Below are 20,354 nucleotides of genomic sequence, written 5' to 3' on the forward strand. Positions count from 1 at the left end.
AGTGCGATTTTAACGATTAACGATGTATTTCTTGATCAAATGAGCGTTGAACCCGAGACTAATATTTGATTCCTGTTTCTCTGATACTCAACCGCGGAGTAAGAATCGATCCAAAAATGGTGAAGGCTGAAATGACTATAAGCAGCACAGCCGCAGGCCACCAGGCACCCCCTGCTGAACCAACAAGTGCAGTCGCGATGAGTGGCATAAAGCCGCTGAAAATTGCACCGATGTTTGTTGCGGATGAAACTCCGCTCAGGCGAAGATTCGCTGGGAACAGCGCTGTGAGCATCGCGCCTTGGGCTGCATACGAAAATGAGCAGGTCATATACCCCAATGTCATGGCAATTACGATCAATACCGTATTCTTCGTACTCAACATTAGGAATATCGGGAAAGCGCAAATAGCAGCTGAAAGTGCACCATATACAGCTACTTTGCTTGGTCCATATTTTGTGCCTAGTTTTCCACCAATCCAGAGTACGAGAGCTTCACCAAGTGCCCCTATCATCGAGGCAAAGAGAAGGACATCCGTGTTGATGCCGAGAGTTGTTTTTCCATAGCTTTGGAAGAATGTCGTTACAATATAGAATCCTCCAATTCCCACCAATGAAATGAAGAATCCAATGAGTATTTGCGGGAACCTCAGTTTGAAGACTTGGATAAGAGGGGTTTTTTCAATTTCCTTGTTGTCCTCAATTTTCTGGAAAACTGGTGACTCTTCCATATGTTTTCTAATATAGAAGGCGATGATAAGCAGAGGGATGGCGAAGAGGAACGGTATGCGCCAACCCCATTGTTCAAAGAACTCGTTGCTTGACAAAGCAGCAGTCATATAGAATGCTCCTGATGAGAGAATGGTTCCGAACGGACTCCCAAATTGCGGTAAAACCGCATACCATGCGCGTTGGTTTTTTGGAGCGTGTTCGGTGGCATAGGTTACAGCGCCGGACCACTCACCTCCCACGGCCAGTCCCTGCAGGAATCGTAGTGTTGCCAATAATGTAGGAGCCCAGATTCCGATTTGTGCCTCCGTCGGCAACAGCCCTATCAAGGCGGTTACTCCACCGATTCCAATTACTGTGATAAGCAAAACGGATTTGCGTCCAACTCTGTCGCCTAATATTCCAAAGAAAACACCGCCGATTGGGCGTGCAATAAAACCAATAGCAAAAGTTGCAAAAGAACTCATCAGGGCAACCCAAGCGTTTTCACCAGTGAAGAATTGCGAGCCGAAAACCAGTGCTGACGCAGTAGAAAATAGATAAAAGTCATACCATTCCATGGCAGTTCCTACGAATGAAGCCAATGAGGCTTTCTTTGCCACGGTGTCATCTACCTTGACACCGCTTTCGCCGATTTCAACTTCAGCTGGCTGCGTTGTGATACTCGTCGCATTTGCCATTGTTCCTCCTTCTATTTTGTATATATAAAAAATGCAGTTCGATCGAAACATCTGTTTTATGCTTTATGCCGCGAAAGTGGTATTGCCACCAACCACGGTAAAAGTGACAGGGATTTTCGAAATTTGGTTTGGTTCCACGGCTAAGAGATTGTCTGCGAGACACGCAAAATCTGCATAAAATCCTCGCGCGATTTTTCCTTTAGTCTTTCCGCAGCCCGTAGCTTTTGCTGAGCCTGTTGTGTAGCATTGCAATGCTTCTAAACTCGTCAAACACTCTGATCTGGGACCAAACGGTTTACCGCTGCCGGTAGTTCGAGTGACGAATTTTTCTATTCCGAGCAACGCAGAGTCACTGGAGCAGGGGGCGTCAGAGCTGCCAGGCAGGAGGATTGAGTTCTCCAATAGTGATTTTGCTCGATATGTGTAAGGTATAACTTCTGGAGATAATGAGCCAATTATCCCGTCTCCCATGTTGTCATAAAAAACCGATTGGGTTGTAGGGACTACCCTTAACCGTGCAATTTTCGCGAGTTGATCTGGCCGCATTACACCGGCATGCTCTATTCGCAGAGGAAGTGCGGGTTGTATCCCTAAATTGGCAGACTCTTCATAGGCATTTAGCGCTATGTCAACTCCTCGATCTCCGATCGCGTGTGTAGCGACACCCCAGCCTGATTTCAAAGCCCCCAGAATCCATTGACGTAAACTATCGGCATCGTTTTCGAGAGATCCCCGATTATTGGGCTGCCCTTTGTAAGGAACACTCATAGCCGCGGTTTCACCGCTTAAGGAGCCATCGGCAAAAAGTTTGACTGGCCCTAGGGATAGCCATGAGTTCCCTAGGCCTGTTCTCATACCCAAGTCCAAGCCAATTCCAAATCCGTCTGAAACATGGGATTGAACTTTATGCAAGTTGTAAACAGTCGGCATAACCTGAGATCGAACCAACAGTTCATTGGCATCATACAGTTCCTGATATGCAAGAAATTGGATAGGAGAATCACCGATCCACCCACTACCGATGCCTGCATCGCAAATGCTCGTGATGCCATTGGCAGCGAGTCGTTTCCCAGCACGGGTTATAGCAGCTTTCATCGTTGTTAGTGAGTACGGTTTGAATAAATCCTGTAAGAGACTCTGTGCATTTTCTTGTACAAGACCTGTCGGATTGCCCGCATCGTCACGCACAACATGCCCTCCCTCAGGGTCTTCGAAATCTGGTTCCAAAGCACCAATTCGGCGTAAAGCTTCAGTATTTGCTATTGACGAGTGACCGGAAGTGTGACGCATAAACAGAGGTTTGCCCCCTGAGACGTTGTCAAGCGCTGAAATGGATGGATACTGTCCGTGAAAACGGTGATGATCGAAACCGGAGCAGAGGATCCATTCTGCATCTGATTTTTCTTGCGAAGCGCTTTTCTCGCGTATTCGTTGATATACATTTTCAATGTCATCAGAAATGTCCGTCAAATCGATTTCTGATAACGTTCTTCCCAGCCAAGAAACATGAACATGCACATCATTGAAGCCCGGGAACACATATGATCCTCTAAGATCGACGTGTTCATGTGCATCAACACCATCCAATTCATCATCTAACCCAACAATCTTTCCATTCAGCACACCTACCTTCGTGGCGACAGGATGTTCGGAATCAAGAGTCATGAAAGTGGAGTTTTCGAAAATTTTATCTATCCTCATTACCTGTACCTTTCCGATCTAACTTGATTGTTTGATGAAAAGGATAGAGAAGAATGAGCTGCTGAGAAGATGTTTACTGCAACCACATTCGCACGTTTTAAGATGCGGATGCACAAAGTCACACAACAAAAGTTCAGCTGAAACAAGCAGTTTACTTTTGCAAAATACTTAATGATTGGCGTTGAATAATATGAAATAATGGCAAACAGTGATGATGATCGTTGGTTTGAATTGATGCTCAATCTCTATGAGCATCGAAATGAGTTGGTGTCTGACTTCATGAACCATGTGGTAGAAATACCAGGGTATGCAAATTCGGAAGTTTCCATGAGTGATATGCGAGAAACAGCAGTTAACGCATACAACGCAATCTTGCGAAAGATCATAGATAATCCATCCGGAATAGATCAAAGAATCTTTTTGGCCAAGAAGCTAGGGTCTCTTCGTGCTCAGCAAGGTATTCCTCTTCCCGATTTAACAACGGCTATATCTTTGGATTTCAAGATTATATGGCGCCTGCTCATGCGACTTGTTAAACCTTCCGATGCTGCCCTCCTAGCTAATCATGTGGAATCTGTTTGGAATGCTGTCGATGGATTTTCGCAGGCAACGCAGATCGAGTATCATAACGAGTCGGTTAGGATGGAGGGATCCCAATTCACGGAGCGTGCCCTGAAGTTGGAAAACTTCATTAATTCAACTGACGTATCCGAAAATGAAGCGCTTATTGTCTCTCAGTCGTTTTCCATCCCAATTTATTCGACATATGTCGTTTGCTATGGGAATAGCGTTCCAACTTTTTCAACGGCTCTACGCGAGATACGTTCATACTCGAAACGCGTAATGCTCTATCAGCATGAAGCTGAAACTTGGAATTTATTTTGGCCCTCTACCGTTCCTGATGGACAAGGTCACCCGTTAAGAGCACTCGCAAATATACCGTGTGGTTATATGCCTGACGTTAGGAATCTCATTCAAGTTCCACGTGCATTAAGGACCCTTAAACATTACATGCTCACCATCAATCAGAGCAATCTTGCAAGTCCAGTAAACGTTAACTCAAATTGGGCACCTTATGCTGGAACGGTACTATTTACCACTTTCCCTGAGCTTCTCGATTTATATACAACTTATCTCGAATATATGAATGAGATGAGCCCAAAAGAGCAGGAAGAGTTGAAAAAAACCATTGCCACATTTCTACAAACTGGTAGCGTCCAATTGACTAGTAGAGCATGTTTCTGTCATAGAAATACAGTTATGAAGAGAATAAATGCCTTCGAAAAAGCGACGTATCTTGACTTGAGAAATCCCACTGATTTGGCCTTTGCTGTGCTACTCATAAAATATTTGCACAATGTCAGGAAATGGTGAATTCACTTGATGGATGTTTGCGATCTCATTGATCTCGTTGAATGCAACTTCGGTCGCTGATATTGATCCTGATATCGGTCAGACATCCTCCTTTGGGGAGAATATCAATAGTGAACTGAAACGAATATGACCACAAACTTATGCTGAAATCGGAGATGTGGTGTTTTCTCACGATACCTTCGTTCATTCTGCTTGGAAGCCCACGAGGGGTGTAATCCACATAGTGACACGAGGTGGGTTTTGTTCCCGATTTCCCCCTGATAAGGAATAAAACCCAGTCCGTATCACAGCATCATAAAAACCACCAACACACCATCAACCGTTACAGCCACCATTAGAAACCTCCTATTGCTTAGTATCTCCAATATGGACAGAAACATCACGAATTATCTTGCGCAAATTTTATTGCGCAAGATAATTCGTGCTATTGTCGAGCACTATGACAGAAACGGACGCTAAGCACGAATATGGTTTACCGCCAAGCCGTGTAGTTGACAGTAATGATGCGAAGATCGATGACGCTTCGACATTGCGAGCGCTGGCGAGCCCGGTACGCATGAGAATCTTGGGATTGCTCAGGGTACAGGGCAAGGCCACAGTCGGTGAGATTTGTGAGAAGGTCGGCATCGCCACCGGCTCGGTAAGTTATCATCTGGCCCAGCTGGAAAAAGCTGGTCTTGTCGAGAGAATGGAAGATCCGGACGGCGACGGACGTAAGCGATGGTGGCGGGCATGCCATCGGGCAATGGCTCCCACCTCGATTTCAAAGCAGAAAGACGGCTCGTCCCTTGCAGATTATCTGCATGCCGTCTCCTTAACGTATCGGCAGATATATGACAGATTCGTGGATCAAAAATCTGATTTGCCTGCCGAATGGGTTGACGCTGCAATGAACCAAGACCGTACGGTGACATTGACTTTAGAACAGATGGTAGAGATGAACGCCGAGTTTGATGCGCTTGCCCAGCATTGGGAGCAAGTGTCACGTGGCGCTGATGCCTCCGAAACCCATGGTGAAAGCGCTCCGACGGTAAGCGGTATGCGCAAAGTGGCACTGATCATCCAGTCTTTTCCTTGGTTACCATGAACGGACGGGGGGCTTCACGCGGCCTGTTCTTTGCTGACGTGGCTTATCGTCGTTGGTTTGCGGCCGATACAGCCTCGGCTGCTGGGCTTGCGCTTCGAGGTATTGCGGTGTCCATGGTCGCCTATCAGATTTCAGGATCCACAGCACTGGCTGGTCTGCTGGGAACCCTCTCACAAGTTGTTCAACAGGCTGCTGCAGTATTTGGTGGCACGCTCATCGACCGTCATGACCGCCGTACGCTTGTCGTGTTGAACGCTGCTGTGAGTGGCTGTGGATGGCTTGTGGTCTGTGTTCTACTAATAAGTGGACGGCTTTCTTACCTTGCGTTCCTTATCGTGTGCTGCTTGCTGTCAATGATCAACGGATTATTGGGAAAAGCTACGGAAGCAATGCTGCGCTCCATCGTATCTGTTGAACGTTACCCTCAAGCCCGCAGTATCAACGAAGGACGTGACGCAACTGTCAGTATGGCAGGAGGCCCTGTGGGTGGGTTGCTTTACGCGATGGTTCCGTTCCTGCCGTTTCTCACAATGACCGCCCTGTACGCCATTGCGGGTGCATCGGCCCTTTGTATACCAAGCGGCAAAGCACTAAGAGGGAGGCAACAAGGCGCGGAAGAATCTGATAGCTCTGATACAGCTTTTCTCCATGATCTTATCGAGGGGTGGAAATGGACAGTCCATCAACGTCTGCTCGTATCACTCGTGGCTGTGGCATGTCTGATGAATTTTGGTATCAATGGAATGCTATATGCCATTCAGCTGCATCTCGTCTCTAACGGTACGAACCCTGCACGAATTGGACTGATAGATACCGGCACGGGAATTGTCATACTCTGCGGGTCACTGATTTCGACAAGGATCGCTACACGGATGCCGGTCGGGATCGCCCTGATATGTACGCTGGCATGCTACACGGTATGTATGGCTCCCATGCTGTTCACGGACAACTACACTATCGTTCTACTATGCTCATCGGCGGCTTTCCTGCCATTCCCACTGTTCAATGCGACGGCCATGGGCTTCATTTTCGCCAAAACCCCTGTCGCATTACAGGGACGAGTCTCCACTGCTGTATCGATTCCTGCGCAGGCGCTGTCGATGTTCACCCAACTTCTTGCTGGTCTGCTCTTGCCTGTCGGTGGATTCGGCATGACTATGTTTGTGTTCGTCATCGCCGTCGTTGCTGCTCTGATGATTGTGCTTATCGCACCGCGGTTAAGGAGCATTCCCAGTGCACAGCATTGGGGCAGCTCGACCCTGTAAGAGAGGCCATGGTCTCCGAACACAGTGTAGTCTGATATGAACGCTGAGACGTTGGAGGTGGATCCATGACAGATAGAGGGCTGTTGTCGCTGGGCGACTGGTTGTCCAATGAGCGTCAGGCGAATATCAGCAATGGGGCATACTACTGGTCCGCAATAGTGCTGACCTATAACTCGAATCATATGGAGGGTTCAACCCTTTCCCAGCGCCAGACGCAACAGTTGTACGACACCGGTTCGCTCACGCCCGATGACATGAACACGCCGATTCGAGCGGACGATGTAATCGAAACGCAAAACCATTTCAGCGCCTTCGCCTCAATCATTGATCATCGCAACGAGCCATTAACCCATGAGTCGGTCAAACGACTTCATGCTATGCTCAAGTCTCATACCAGTCAATCTCGCAACCAAGCGTTGTGGGGCGTGGGAGAGTACAAGCGGCATCCAAATCAGATTGGATTGTTTGACCCTGTTCGCACCACGCCTCCCGATCATGTCGAGTTCGAAATGACTCATCTATTCGATCTGATGAGTGGCTTCACTGGCACTGATGCGCAGCTTGCCGAATTTCACGCTATCTTCGAGCGCATCCATCCCTTCTCTGACGGCAATGGACGCATCGGCCGTCTGCTGATGTTTAAAGAAGCGTTGAGAGTGGGAGCGCTGCCTCCCGTCATCTTTGACGATGAGAAGCCCGAGTACATCAATGCGCTGTCCACATGGAGCCGCCAATCGCCGCAACAAATGGGCACTTTCATCCATCACAGCCGGCAACGATACCGCAGCTACGTTTTGGACAGCTTTGATGCAGGGAACGAATTCACCTATCGTTCCACGCGAACACCAGACATGCAACCGTTTGACGCGCAGACCGCTTAAACATTCACCATCATGCCAATGCATGAGCCAATGCATGACTCGAAAGCTGAGAACGCCCAATCTGCATTCACAATCAGCGCGCTGAGCGCCTCTTCCCCCGCCCTCAGTACAGAACAACGCATAACAAGGCAAGCTTGGTGGGCTGGTCGCAATACCAAGCCGATTGCAGCCGTTATGATTGGCGATAGTGATGATAGTGCTGCGAGCATAGAATTTGTCAAATCTCGTCTTGTAGCGCTGACGGATTCAGACGATATGTGAGACAGAAGGTGAGGGCTGCATGGTCACCATCGTTGATTTTGAAGGGGCTGAGCTCTCGGATCGTTTCTACGCGGGCGATGCCGGGCGCAAGGTTGGCGTGGTCTGGCATGGAGTTGATTGGATGCTGAAGTATCCGGGACCAACCCGTCATCTTGAGGGCAGCGTGCCTTCCTACACGAGCGCCCCTCTTTCGGAATTTCTGGGTTCACACGTCTATGCGCTGCTGGGCATTCCCGTGCATGAAACCCTTCTTGGCATACGCGGAGGGCTAGTGTGTGCGTGCCGTGATTTCGAAACGGACGATAGGCATCTGGTCGAGTTCCGCAGCCTGAAGAATTCACTGTCTGACGACGAACCCGGCTTCACGGAGGCTCCGTCGAGCGGACGCAGCGTGGTGCTGGCAGACGTACGTTCAGCACTGCATCGCATTCCTCTCCTGGACCGGATTGCGGGCGTGACGAAACGATTCTGGGACATGTTCGTCACCGACGCGTTCATTCGCAACGTGGACCGGAACAATACGAACTGGGGCATCCTCACTGGTGGTGGGAAACCAGAGCTGGCTCCCGTGTATGACAATGGCAGTTCGTTCTTCAACAAGCGCACCGAGAAAGCCATCGCCGCCCGTCTCAAGGATCCCGATCTGTTGCGACAGGATGCCTTGGACGTGCGTTCCTGCTACGTGGACGACCGGGGCAAACCCATCAGCCCGCTCAAGTACATGACCAGCGGGCAGGATAAGGAGTGTTCGAAGGCCCTGGAACGATTCATGCAACGCTGGGAGCCAGCAAAGTTCGATGCTCTGCTTGATGCTGTGCCGACTCAGTCAATGGGAGTCAGCATCATGAGCGACGAATACCACGAATATCACCGCCTCGTGCTGAGTGTTCGATACCAGCACGCTTTCATACCCGCATGGAACGCCGTGAAGACGACGCTGGAAAACCGTACGAATGATTGAATGTCACTCAGTCTGAATGCGAACTTCCTTCCGTGGCCCAGCCCGCCACTGAACTAGTTACTGTCGCCAATTTCAGAGCTGTCAGGTCGCGGTTGGCTGGTGGTGAGAGCGGAAACACGAGAGACGACTTGCAACTGTTGCTGGTTGAGCGTCTGCTGAGCGAGAGAGTCAAGCAAAGGCTTAGGGACGCTCATCACCAATCAGGGCATCGCAATCGTCGGCATCATCGCATTCACCCAGCTGATAGAACCCGTCATGCGTTTGGCATTCCAGCAATGGGAATTCGGAAAGATAGCTGCGAAATTCCTCCCCGAAGCCGCTGGAGACGCAGTGCTGGGCACGAGTTTTCTTAGCATCTCAGACCCAAGTCAGCTGCTCACACCGTGGCAAGGGATGCTTGTACTGGGATGCTACGGTTTCATCATGCTGTTGGCCGGAACGATACGCCTGATCAACACCGACGTTGATTAGGTACCGATAGCCACATCCAAGCAACATACGAAGCGACAAACTTGATGGAGTGAGCATGGAGGCATCACCGGTGTGTATCGGGCAACACGCCGAATGGACTTTATTGTATTAAAAAGTTAATATATTAACTGCGAGTATAACGATTCATCACGGACGACGAAGGAGTCATCGTGCACTCTGATACAGCGCAGATGCCCAGTGAGGGCAGCTATCAATCCCTGTCCGAGCTTCATCGTTCCAGAGTAGTTGAGTACCTTCACCGCAATGGGGTAAGCTCCAGAGCTGATATATCGCAAGCCCTCGGCCTCACACCTGCGGCAATCACCAAAATCTCGGCGAAACTCATCGAACTTGGCATCATCAGCGAAACAGGCACCGTAGAAGGAAAACGAAACCGACGCGCCCTCGGGCTGACTCTCAATAACAGCAAATACCGAGTCATCGGCGTCAAATTCGCTCGCAGCCTGGTACAGATCGGCGTATTCGACATCAGCGGACTACAACACTCATTGCTTGACCTACCGCCAGTAAAAGATGCTCACATATCTGACACCATCAGCGAAATCAAACGCATCATCAGAGATTTACTACGCAACGACCCGAACATCATAGCTGTCGGGATGTCCGTCCCAGGACCATACCTTCGGCATGATGGCAGAATCGCCGTGGTCACATCCATGCCGGGCTGGACTGATATCAGCTATGCCGATGAGTTCGAGAACGCCTTCCCTGTCCCAACATTCATCGAACATGATGCCCGATCAGGAGCTTTGGCAGAAAGCCTTTTCGATCCACGCATCACTTCGGACACTATCGCCTACTACCTTGTGGGCGAGGGCGTTGGCCTTGGGGTCATGGATCACGAACAACTCGTCAACGGAGACCGCGGTGCGGCTACGGAAATCGGCCATATCAGCATCGACATCAACGGCAGACCATGCAAATGCGGCAATGTAGGTTGCCTTGAATGCTACTGCTCAGCCGTGGCAGTGCATCAAGAACTCATAGACTCAGACATACTGGCTCAAGACCACCCCGACATCGCTTCGATGACACATAGGGATGCCTGCAATGCATTGTTCGCAGCCTCGAATGCCGGGAATGCCCGAGCCACCGAACTTCTTCGAAACATCTCACGGTACGTCGGCTACGGATGCGTCAATATCATCAATGCCTACAATCCTCGGCAAATCATCATCGGCGACATCATGGCCCAAGCAGGCGATATATTGCTCACCACGGTGCAGAAAGTGCTGCGCGAACGTATCGTTCCCGAGATACTGAACTCCACAGAAATCCTGCTTTCGACGCTGACAAGCGACCCAGCCATCACCGGAGCAGCCGCCACTGCAGCAAATCAATTCCTGCGTTATCCGTCCCTATTCGCCAGAAATACATAGCTACATAGCCACATAGCCACATAGCTTCTAGCTCCAGACGAATGCGGCGTACAGCGCAACACAACTCTTCACAGAACAACAGTGAAATCAACAAACAAGTATCACCACAAGGGAAGGAAAGGTCATGAAACAACCAATCGTACTCAGTCTCGGCGAGTTACTTTGGGATATGCTGCCAGGAGGAAAGCGTGCCGGCGGCGCACCAGCAAACTTCATCTATCATGCCATGAACAATGGTGCGGATGGGTATTCAATCAGCGCTGTCGGCGAGGATGCCCTGGGCGACGAACTCTCCGATGCCGTCACCAATGCGGGAATAAAGTCAATTCTGCAACGCAACGCATGGCCTACCAGCACAGTCGAGGTCGCACTGAAAAACGGCATTCCTGAATACACCATCGTGCGCAATGTGGCGTGGGATCATATCGTACTCACCCGTGAACTCATCGAACAAGTAGGCAAAGCCGATGCCGTCTGCTTTGGCACACTCGCCCTGCGCAGCCCGGAGACCCACGACACCATCATCGAACTGCTGAAGCACACGAAGCCAGGTGCGATGAAATTCTTCGACATCAACCTGCGTGGCGACCATTATTCAAAGGAACTCATCACCGAGCTGTTATGGCAGGCGACCGTGCTCAAACTCAACGACGCCGAACTGCTGCTGCTGCAGGATATGTTCGACATCCGTGGAACCTCCGATGCCGACGCATGCCAGTGGTTCATTAACCATTTCGACCTGGAGTATACGATACTCACCGCAGGAAGCGAATACAGCAGCATCTTCGGACGTACAGGCGAATCCTCAACCTTGTCTACTCCTCACGTCAAGGTCGCCGACACCGTCGGCGCTGGAGATTCCTTCTCAGGAACTTTCACCAGCAACGTTCTTCAAGGCGTGTCGCTTCGCGCGGCACATCGCGCAGCGGTCAATACCGCAGCATATGTCTGCACGCAAAGTGGCGCATGGCCAGACTATCCGCAAACCATTCCTGACTACCTTGCGCAGGCGGAAGCGGAAAACTAAGCATTACAACAATCCCTGCCGCTCCTCAAGGGGAAAAAGGAACGGCAGGCAAGAGGGGGAAAAAATTATGTCAACCACAAGCTCCGGCCAAACGCGGCCCGGAATAAATATTCGAGCGCTCGCACCGGTTATGGTGTCGTTCTTCATCATGGGTTTCGTTGACCTCGTTGGTATCGCGGCGAACTATGTGAAAAACGACTTCTCACTGACCGACTCACAGGCAAATCTCTTCACCAGCATGGTATTCTTCTGGTTCCTGATTTTTTCAGTGCCCACCGGCCTGATGATGAATCGTCTCGGTAGACGCCGCACCGTACTCATCAGCATTATCATCACCGCAGCAGCACTCATCTTCCCAGTTATCGGCTATCTCCAGCCTTCCAAGGATGCCCGTTTTGTGCTGATGATCATCTCCTTCTGCCTGCTGGGAATCGGCAATACGGTGATGCAGGTCTCCCTGAATCCTCTGCTGAGCAATCTGGTAAGCAATAACAGGCTTGCCAGCACGTTGACACTCGGTCAGTTCGTCAAAGCAATCGCCTCATTCATCGCACCGATTCTGGCTGGATGGATGGCTGCGGCCTTCGGCATGTGGTGGCTGCTGTATGTGATTTTCCTGGTCATCGCGATTGCAGGGTATGCACTGCTTGGCGCAGACAAGATCGAGGAAGCTGCTCCCGATGCAGGCAAGACGAGTATCGCACGCTGCTTCGCATTGCTGAAGGACCCGGTAGTGCTGCTGTGCTTCCTCGGTATCGTCAGCCATGTTGGAATTGACGTCGGCATCAACACCACCGCTCCGAAGATTCTTATGGAGCAGACAGGTCAGTCACTGGCGACCGCAGGTATCGCCACCAGCGTGTACTTCGTATTCCGCACCATTGGCTGCCTGACCGGAAGCGTGACGTTGCAAAGGCTCAGCAACAAAGCTGCTCTTCGTATATGCGCGGTACTGATGGCACTTTCCGTGGTGTGCTTCACCGTGTTCATCATCGTCTCACAGTCGCCCGTTTTCCTGTGCTACCTGGGATTGGCTCTTGTGGGCTTCGGCAACTCGAATGTCTTCTCGCTTTTCCTCACGCGCGCACTGCTGCATCAGCCTTCACGTCAGAACGAAATCTCTGGCCTGATGATGATGGGCCTTATCGGAGGAGCAATCTTCCCACCACTGATGGGTCTTGCATCTGACGCGGTCGGCATGCAGACAGGTGCCATCGCTGTGATGTCCGTAGGCGTGATCTATGTGCTGGTGATTTCCATATTCCACAGCCTTATCGTTTCCAAGAATGAACAGGTTGTCTTAACAAAGTAATCCAGCCCTCTGCTGGGAGCACTCAATGTCGCATGCCTTGGCTTGCGACATCACCATCGAGCGGGATTTGTGCAGGCGCGCTCTTGCTGCGCAACAGGCTGCGTATTCTGGCCCACAAGCCCACTGATGCTGGCTTGCTCAATGATGCGGTGATGTCTTTCCAACCATCCAAATCGGGCAGCTCGCCATGCTCCCAGTATTTGAGGAACATCGAGAGGACTTCATCTTGGTCTGCACTGGTATAGGAGTATTGTGTGAAGCTTCCATCCTCAGCAACCAGCCGGGTCTCAACAACAAAGGAACCGATGGTCTCCACAACAACGGAACCAAGCATCTGCAGATAGATGCTCTTGTCTACCGGCTCGCTCGGTTCCAACACCATGAAGTCAAGCTCCTTGCGTGATAGTCTCTCCACCACATCACGAAGCAGCTCACCCGATATCTCGCTGTTCGTATAGGATTTCTCACTCGTCTGCAACACAAACTCGCTCACCTGCTGACCTCCTCTTCCCCGCTGCACATGCCCACCATGAATTAATGAAGCTTGTCGATACCATGCTTTCGGTTTATTTCGTCAAGCTTAGCCTGCTGGCTCTCATGCACATGAGAGATTTCGTCGGCAAAAACCTCCTGAGTCATCTGTCTGGTCTGTTCCATCTTCTGCTGGACCTCTTCTCTGCTCAATGGTTCCTTCGAATTCAGCAGCACATTGATGAGCAGATTGACAATCCCCATGACCAGACCGATCATCAAGGCCGCTAACCCGGCACGAGCAGCCAGCATCGTCGTCAGGCACGCGATGCAGATCAGGCACACCACCTGAAGTCCAAGGTAGCGAAGACTGGGATAATCGGTGCGCTCGCGGACCGAGAAGATATGCAGTATCCACGCATTGGGCACGGCACTGACCAATGCAGAAATCACCACCACGATGAACAGGGTCTCGAAAGGAATGGAAGCGGCTGCAATGACCAGTCCAACAAGCCAGCAGGCAAGCAGATACGCCGGAATCATCAACGCCTCGGTTATCAGATGACCTTGTATGACATGCTTAAGCGGGATTGGCGACCAATCCTTGCTGTTGCTGCTTTCCACCACGGCACTCACATTCCTTCGATTGATGTGCATTCATATGACGTGCATTCCATAATCTTCGAAGGCTAGGCTTCCAGTACCAAAGCAGGCACTGACGAGCCCTGCATCTAGGACACCTTTCGCACTTCCCCTTCGCATGATTGCCTCATGCGAGAACCTTCTCTCCACAGGAATACCATGTCGCACGGCCAACAATGAAAACAGCCTCACTCACACTCAACATGTACTAAGCTCTCATTCAACCAGCACTCAATTCACGCTCAACAACGACGCGAATTCGCTCAACACGAATGTCGATTGTACGATACGCTGTTATTGACCACCGCTTCGTATCCCCAATGAAGGAGGACAGCTTGGCCTACATCGAATTCACCCATGTCACGAAGGAATACACCTCTGGCGGTGGCAGCGTTCATGCGCTTGAGGATGTGAATTTCTCCATCGACAAGGGCAGTCTCACCATCATCTTGGGCGCTTCTGGCGCAGGAAAAACGACCGCGCTCAACATTCTGGGCGGTATGGATACCCTGACATCGGGTACGGTCAGTGTGGACGGTCGTGACATTTCGGCTCTCTCCCGCAAGGAGCAGACCTTGTACCGTAGAACGGACATAGGTTTCGTATTCCAGTTCTATAATCTGGTTTCCAGCCTTACCGCGCTTGAAAACGTGGAGCTAGCATCGCAGATCCGCCGCGAACATTTCGATCCCCAGCACACCTTGGAGCAGGTTGGTTTGGGACATCGGCTCAACAATTTCCCCAGTCAGCTCTCCGGAGGCGAACAGCAAAGGGTGGCGATTGCTCGTGCGATTGCCAAACGGCCAAAACTCCTGCTGTGCGACGAACCAACAGGAGCTTTGGACTTCGAGACGGGCAAGCAAATTCTGCAACTCCTGCAAGATATATGTCGGACGCAAGGAATGACGGTCGTCATCATCACCCATAACACTGCAATTTCCCCTATGGCTGACAAGGTCATTCATTTCCGAAGTGGGCAAGTATTTGACAGCTCCACGAACGAGCATCCCATGTCCATAGCTGACATTGAGTGGTAGGTGCAGTATGACAGCAGCAGACGCACACCACGGCTCCACCAGCGCCATGCGTTCAAATCCAGTGGTCAAAGACATCTGGCGCACTTCAGTGAGCAATTGGAAACGGTTCATCTCCATTGCCATTATCACCATGCTTGGCGTGGCAGTACTCACCGGCATCTATGCGGGTTGCAGAGACACGCTGCTTTCTGCAGACAGATTCTATGAATCCTCTCACCTCTTTGACATCCAGGTGGTCTCGTCTGCGGGTCTGACGGACAAGGATCTCACTGCATTGTCATCGGTGGCCGGAGTGAAATCGCTTCAGCCAGAAATTTCCACAACTGTGACCGTACCCATGCATGGCACGCCGCATGCGGCGACGATACGGCAGCTAGGCGGGCGGGGTCTTAACACCGTGTCCGTCCAGCAGGGTACGTTGCCAACGCATTCCCATGAGATTGCAGTTACGCAGCGTTTCTTGATCGACAGTGGTCTGTCGCTGGGAAACAGCATAGTCGCCAGTTCAACCGATGCTATGACGAATCAGCCGACCACAACCAGGTACAAGATTGTCGCCGTCGTGCTTGACCCGATGAACATAGCAAATCCCGAAGGATACAGTTCAGGAACGTTCCGCTCTCAAGACAACGAGAGCTATGACATGTTCATTCCGTCGAATGTCACGACGAACGACGTGTATTCTGCCCTTTCCATAACCGTATCGGGCGCAAACAGCCTTGATACCTTCTCCGACGCATACTCCTCACGAGTGCAGCAAGTCATCGACCGCATCAATGACACGGTAGCCAAAGACCGGGAGCAGGCTCGAGAGCAGGAGCTTGCACAAGAGCTTGCCCAGGGGCTTGCACAGAGCGGCACCATGGATTCGTCTCAACAGTCAAGTCTTGCGCAAGCATCCCAGACCACTTCTGCCACAGCGAAAACTTCTAGCACTGCGCAAATTTCTACCACAGTGCAATGGCATCTTCTGACCCGTTCATCGCTCGAATCCTATTCCAATCTGAAAGGTGACATCACCTCCATCGAATCGATTGGGCGCGCATTCCCCGTACTCTTCCTCGTCGTGGCAATACTCATGAGCCTTACTGCCATGACACGGATGGTTGAGGAGGATCGTGGACTTATCGGAACATATCTGGGTCTTGGCTACGGCAGACTCACCATTGCGGCAAAATATGTGTCCTTCGCACTCGTAGCATGCGTGCTTGGCGGAGCGCTTGGCAACGTTCTTGGTTTCGTCGGCATCCCAGCTTTCCTCATTTCCGTGCTGGAAGGGCTGTACACCATACCCAACACCTACGTTGCCTTCGACGCGCTGTATGGGATTGGCGGATTTCTGCTGTTTGCGCTTGGTGTGACTGGCTCGACCATGATTGCATGCCGAGGCGAAATGAGACACATGCCAGCATTGCTGATGCGTCCGAAATCTCCGAAAACTGGCTCCCGGGTTCTGCTGGAACGCTGGAGCTGGCTTTGGAAGCGAATGAGCTTTCTTAACAAGGTAACCGTTCGCAACCTGTTCAGGTTCAAAAGCAGACTGGTGATGACGGTTGGCGGCGTTGCCGGATGCACGGCGCTTATCCTCTGCGGTTTTGCCATTAACGATACGATTCAGACGCTCGGTGCCAAGCAGTATGGCGGCGTGGACAAGTATGACCTTATGAGCATCGCAGTATCGGACGCCGATGCGGCAGGAATGCGTAAACAGCTTATCGATGACGGCCAGATGGTCCATTCAATTCAGCTGCGCGTCGAGGGGGCCGATCTGCTCAATGCCGACGGTCAGAGCGAATCCGTGAGACTCGTAGTCGTTCCCGATGGACAAAATATCAGCGACATGGTCGATTTTCGACCTGCTGCCCAAGGATTTGGCCGTATCTTCGGATTCTCCACGTCTCCAAGTGCAAGACAACGACTCACGCTCGGAAACCACGGGCTTCTGGTCTCGCAGAGCGCCGCGAACGCTTTGGGCATATCTGCCGGCGATTCGGTGTCATTGCGCAGCGACGTTCACGGTCAACGTTCTGTCCACGTTCGCGATGTGTATAGAAATCTCATAGGCAGCGACGTGTACATGTCGGCAAGCCTCTATGAATCGACCTTCGACATGCAGCAGAAGGATTTCGTGACGAATGCGATCATGGCGACCCTGCGAGGAAATGACAATCAGCAAGTCGCCTATGCAAAGAACATCGGTAAGTCCTCCCAGGTTGCGTACGCTTCGAGCACCGTATCGTTGAGGCGCGGCTTCGCCTTCGATTTGATGAGCGCCGTGGTGACGCTGATCGTCGCCCTTGCGGGCTCACTCGCATTGGTCGTACTGTTCACCCTCTCAAGCACCAATGTTTCCGAACGCATTCGTGAAATGGCCACCTTGAAGGTGTTGGGCTTTACCGACCGCGAAGTGCACACCTACATCAACAAGGAGATGCTTCTCCTCGCCTCCTTCGGCACGCTGCTGGGTCTGCCTCTGGGACGTGTGCTGGGCGGCATGCTCACCGGCGTTCTCACCATGTCGGGAATGTTCTTTGAAGTTGAAATCCGATGGACAAGCTACCTGATTGCAAGCGGCATCACCATGCTCTTCGCCGTGCTCGTGCTGCTGTTCACGAACACGGTCCTGAATCGCATCGATCCGGTAAGCTCGTTGAAAAGCGTGGAATAGCCTTGGGGTAGCCTTACGCAATCTCGCGCATGTACTGCACCTGCGCGCGTTGCCAAGCTACTGGATGTAGTTCCAGAAATGCTCCGTAGCCTGTGCAATCGCCTGTAGGGGAACGCTCTCATTAACACTATGCACGCATGTCGGATCGCCCGGCCCGCAAACGATGATGGGTATCTTCTGGCTGAGCTGAGCGGCGAATATCGAGGCTTCAGTGAAATAGGTCACCGGCTCAACGTCACGCTCGCCAGGAAGCGAGGCGACCCAAGGATCATCGGGATCGGTCCAGACCGGGGAAAGGGAAAATTCAGTCTCGACCTCATCGATTCCATCGATTGACTGCAGATATTCAACAAGCGAATCGGCATGATCGCGTACGGTTCGAATATCCAATTCCCCAGCGCAGTAGTCGGGCACGATGTTGGGAACCGCACCACCATGCATGGTTCCCAGATTGCATGTTTCATTGCCCAGACAGTCATCACTTTCAAGCGGAATGCGCTGAATGCCGGCTGATGCCCCCATCATTCGCACAATCGCGTTGACTCCCAGACTTGGATTGCTTCCGTGGGCGGCCTTTCCTCGAGAGATCAGACGAAGCCACAGCGCTCCTCGATGGCCGAAACGAATGATATTGTTCGTGGACTCCATGATTACCATGCCAGACATGGGTATCCTGTCGAGGATTTCAACGGCGGAGGGAGCTCCCAGACACCCAATCTCCTCGTCCTTCGTCATCGCAACAACACAAGGCAACCCCTCGCGGCACGCGCGCTCGAACACGGCAAGCGCCGCAGCAAGGCCACTTTTCATATCCGACGAGCCCCTGCCATACAATCTTCCGTCACGCTCATCGGCCTCGAATGGCGAAGACTGCCAAGAATCACGATCCATCGGCGGCACCGTATCGATGTGCCCAACGAAGACGACGGATTTCTTAGGCCTATCAGGACTTTCTCTGTCATCCAATCCGGTCGTGAACACTGCGCTCATGCCGTTATCCGAAACGCTGACACGAGCCCCTGGAATCTTCGACACCTGATTGACAATGGTGAGGAACGTCGAATCCTGCTCGCTGGAACCCGACACCGAGCGCATCGAAATCAATGTCTTGGTAAGCTCAATCGAGCGCCGTGTCATCCTGGCGTCTTCGTTGTTCATGCTGCCTCGATTCGCAATCTACTTATAATACCGGTCGTTCCACATGAGTGTTGAGAGGAATCCTATCCAGAATTGCAGCAACCATGCTGACGGCCCAGACTATGTTGCGTGCAGAGAGCATTTCGGGCAGATCGTTCGGCTGATGCAGTCTCTGCTTGTCATTGATAGTCATGTATACCGTTGGCACTCCTGCCATGTGGAAGCTCGCATCATCCGTTCCCTTGGTCGGCGGAAAACGCGACACAACAGTCATATCCCGCTGAGCCTCTTCATTATATGCCTCGACCAAGGAGTGGAATCTGTACGCAAGGCTTTCCGGGGCAGAAAACAGTTCGACGAAATCCGCTCTGCCAAGACCGTCGATGTTATACACGAAGTGAATGCGGTCAAGATCATCGGCAGTATCGACATAGTATCGAGAACCTGCCAGATGCCACTCCTCAGCGGTAAAGAAGATGATGCGCACACGGTATGAGCGTGGAGCTGCGGCAAGAACCTGCGCAAGATTGAGCAATGCAATGGTTCCACTGCCGTTGTCATAGGCTCCGCAAGTGTTGTAATAGGTATCGTAGTGAGCGCACAGAATCACGCACGAATCATCGCTGGTATCACTTCCAGGAATGTCAAGAATGATGTTGTCTGAAACTGCCCGCCCTCCCCTGTCTGCATCGCAGGTGAGCGAAACCTCTGGCACAATCCCTTGCCGTATCCAATCAAGAAAGCGTTCTCCATCCTCATGCGAGATGGAGAAATGCGGCACAGACCTATCAAAGCCAGCTGGCAAAGGCTGTGGAGCAGCCGGACCGACGTCACGGCTCAACAGGTAGGCAAGAGGATTGTTATCTCGATCCAGTGCCACGAAACGTTGCCACACCATGGAATCTCCCCAGAGTCCACATGGACCTAGATACGTGATATGCGCGTGGATAAGACCTTCACTTGCGCTGCTCCAAAGCAATGGCCATGCCTCAATATGCTCTTCGACGGGATTCGTGATATCAAGGCCATGCTGCAGACCAGGATTCCAGGCAGCCAAGTCGACAGATTGTCTTTTGGGCGTTAGACCGGTGCGCGTCAACAGCTCTGAGCAGAGCCAGTCAGCGGCATCATGGTTTCCCGATGTTCCATGAAATCGACATCCGAAAGAAACCAGATGCGTGAGTTCTCTATACGCAAGTTCTTCGGTGAAAGCTTTCGTTGAGTCAAGCATGTCATTCCCCTTCGTGATGCGCA

General features: G+C 51.5%; 18 protein-coding genes. 11 read left to right on the top strand and 7 right to left on the bottom strand.

Annotated features, from left to right (window positions below):
- Positions 1-58 precede the first annotated feature (58 nt).
- Positions 59-1,405 carry an MFS transporter gene (locus QN215_RS08175; RefSeq protein WP_369343820.1) on the bottom strand — a complete coding sequence of 449 codons (1,347 nt, stop codon included), beginning with the start codon at positions 1,403-1,405 and terminating at the stop codon, positions 59-61.
- Between the two features lie 63 nt (positions 1,406-1,468).
- Positions 1,469-3,106, bottom strand: a complete 1,638-nt coding sequence (locus QN215_RS08180; protein ID WP_369343821.1) for an amidohydrolase — start codon at positions 3,104-3,106, stop codon at positions 1,469-1,471.
- Between the two features lie 198 nt (positions 3,107-3,304).
- Between QN215_RS08180 and QN215_RS08185 the strand changes: the two genes are divergently transcribed.
- From QN215_RS08185 to QN215_RS08205, 5 genes are all read left to right on the top strand, one after another.
- Positions 3,305-4,480: a helix-turn-helix domain-containing protein gene (locus QN215_RS08185; protein WP_369343822.1), complete on the top strand. Its 1,176-nt coding sequence runs from the start codon at positions 3,305-3,307 to the stop codon at positions 4,478-4,480.
- A 439-nt stretch (positions 4,481-4,919) separates the two neighbouring features.
- Positions 4,920-5,567, top strand: a complete 648-nt coding sequence (locus tag QN215_RS08190; RefSeq protein ID WP_369343823.1) for an ArsR/SmtB family transcription factor — start codon at positions 4,920-4,922, stop codon at positions 5,565-5,567.
- The gene (locus tag QN215_RS08195; protein WP_369343824.1) at positions 5,564-6,832 is read left to right on the top strand and encodes an MFS transporter; all 1,269 of its coding nucleotides are present in this window, start codon (positions 5,564-5,566) and stop codon (positions 6,830-6,832) included. Before QN215_RS08190 ends, QN215_RS08195 begins: the two co-directional genes overlap by 4 nt.
- 65 nt (positions 6,833-6,897) lie before the next feature.
- Positions 6,898-7,713: a Fic family protein gene (locus QN215_RS08200; protein ID WP_369343825.1), complete on the top strand. Its 816-nt coding sequence runs from the start codon at positions 6,898-6,900 to the stop codon at positions 7,711-7,713.
- A 280-nt stretch (positions 7,714-7,993) separates the two neighbouring features.
- Positions 7,994-8,935, top strand: a complete 942-nt coding sequence (locus QN215_RS08205) for a hypothetical protein (protein ID WP_369343826.1) — start codon at positions 7,994-7,996, stop codon at positions 8,933-8,935.
- A gap of 53 nt (positions 8,936-8,988) precedes the next feature.
- Here the strand turns inward: QN215_RS08205 and QN215_RS08210 are convergent, their stop codons facing one another.
- Positions 8,989-9,129: a hypothetical protein gene (locus QN215_RS08210; RefSeq protein WP_369343827.1), complete on the bottom strand. Its 141-nt coding sequence runs from the start codon at positions 9,127-9,129 to the stop codon at positions 8,989-8,991.
- A gap of 61 nt (positions 9,130-9,190) precedes the next feature.
- On the opposite strand from QN215_RS08210, the gene QN215_RS08215 reads away from it, so the two are divergent.
- The 4 genes from QN215_RS08215 to QN215_RS08230 all read left to right on the top strand — a co-directional run bounded on the left by QN215_RS08215 (position 9,191) and on the right by QN215_RS08230 (position 13,145).
- Positions 9,191-9,406 carry a hypothetical protein gene (locus QN215_RS08215; protein WP_369343828.1) on the top strand — a complete coding sequence of 72 codons (216 nt, stop codon included), beginning with the start codon at positions 9,191-9,193 and terminating at the stop codon, positions 9,404-9,406.
- A 191-nt stretch (positions 9,407-9,597) separates the two neighbouring features.
- Positions 9,598-10,806, top strand: coding sequence for an ROK family protein (locus QN215_RS08220; protein WP_369345121.1), 1,209 nt, complete (start codon positions 9,598-9,600; stop codon positions 10,804-10,806).
- 124 nt (positions 10,807-10,930) lie between these two features.
- Positions 10,931-11,833, top strand: a complete 903-nt coding sequence (locus tag QN215_RS08225) for a carbohydrate kinase (protein WP_369343829.1) — start codon at positions 10,931-10,933, stop codon at positions 11,831-11,833.
- Between the two features lie 67 nt (positions 11,834-11,900).
- Positions 11,901-13,145, top strand: a complete 1,245-nt coding sequence (locus tag QN215_RS08230) for an MFS transporter (protein WP_369343830.1) — start codon at positions 11,901-11,903, stop codon at positions 13,143-13,145.
- Positions 13,146-13,167: 22 nt separating this feature from the next.
- Here the strand turns inward: QN215_RS08230 and QN215_RS08235 are convergent, their stop codons facing one another.
- Positions 13,168-13,638: a hypothetical protein gene (locus QN215_RS08235; RefSeq protein WP_369343831.1), complete on the bottom strand. Its 471-nt coding sequence runs from the start codon at positions 13,636-13,638 to the stop codon at positions 13,168-13,170.
- Positions 13,639-13,679: 41 nt separating this feature from the next.
- The gene (locus tag QN215_RS08240; protein WP_369343832.1) at positions 13,680-14,273 is read right to left on the bottom strand and encodes a hypothetical protein; all 594 of its coding nucleotides are present in this window, start codon (positions 14,271-14,273) and stop codon (positions 13,680-13,682) included.
- A gap of 320 nt (positions 14,274-14,593) precedes the next feature.
- Between QN215_RS08240 and QN215_RS08245 the strand changes: the two genes are divergently transcribed.
- Positions 14,594-15,295, top strand: coding sequence for an ABC transporter ATP-binding protein (locus QN215_RS08245; RefSeq protein ID WP_369343833.1), 702 nt, complete (start codon positions 14,594-14,596; stop codon positions 15,293-15,295).
- A 7-nt stretch (positions 15,296-15,302) separates the two neighbouring features.
- Complete coding sequence (locus QN215_RS08250) at positions 15,303-17,963, top strand: FtsX-like permease family protein (RefSeq protein WP_369343834.1); 2,661 nt, start codon at positions 15,303-15,305, stop codon at positions 17,961-17,963.
- A gap of 57 nt (positions 17,964-18,020) precedes the next feature.
- On the opposite strand, the gene QN215_RS08255 is transcribed toward QN215_RS08250, so the two are convergent.
- On the bottom strand, positions 18,021-19,121 hold the full coding sequence (locus QN215_RS08255) for a M20 family metallopeptidase (protein WP_369343835.1): 1,101 nt from the start codon (positions 19,119-19,121) through the stop codon (positions 18,021-18,023).
- 22 nt (positions 19,122-19,143) lie between these two features.
- Positions 19,144-20,331, bottom strand: coding sequence for a M28 family metallopeptidase (locus tag QN215_RS08260; RefSeq protein WP_369343836.1), 1,188 nt, complete (start codon positions 20,329-20,331; stop codon positions 19,144-19,146).
- Between the last annotated feature and the right edge of the window lie 23 nt (positions 20,332-20,354).

The organism is Bifidobacterium sp. WK041_4_12 (genome assembly GCF_041080795.1).
Lineage (GTDB): Bacteria > Actinomycetota > Actinomycetes > Actinomycetales > Bifidobacteriaceae > Bombiscardovia > Bombiscardovia aquikefiricola.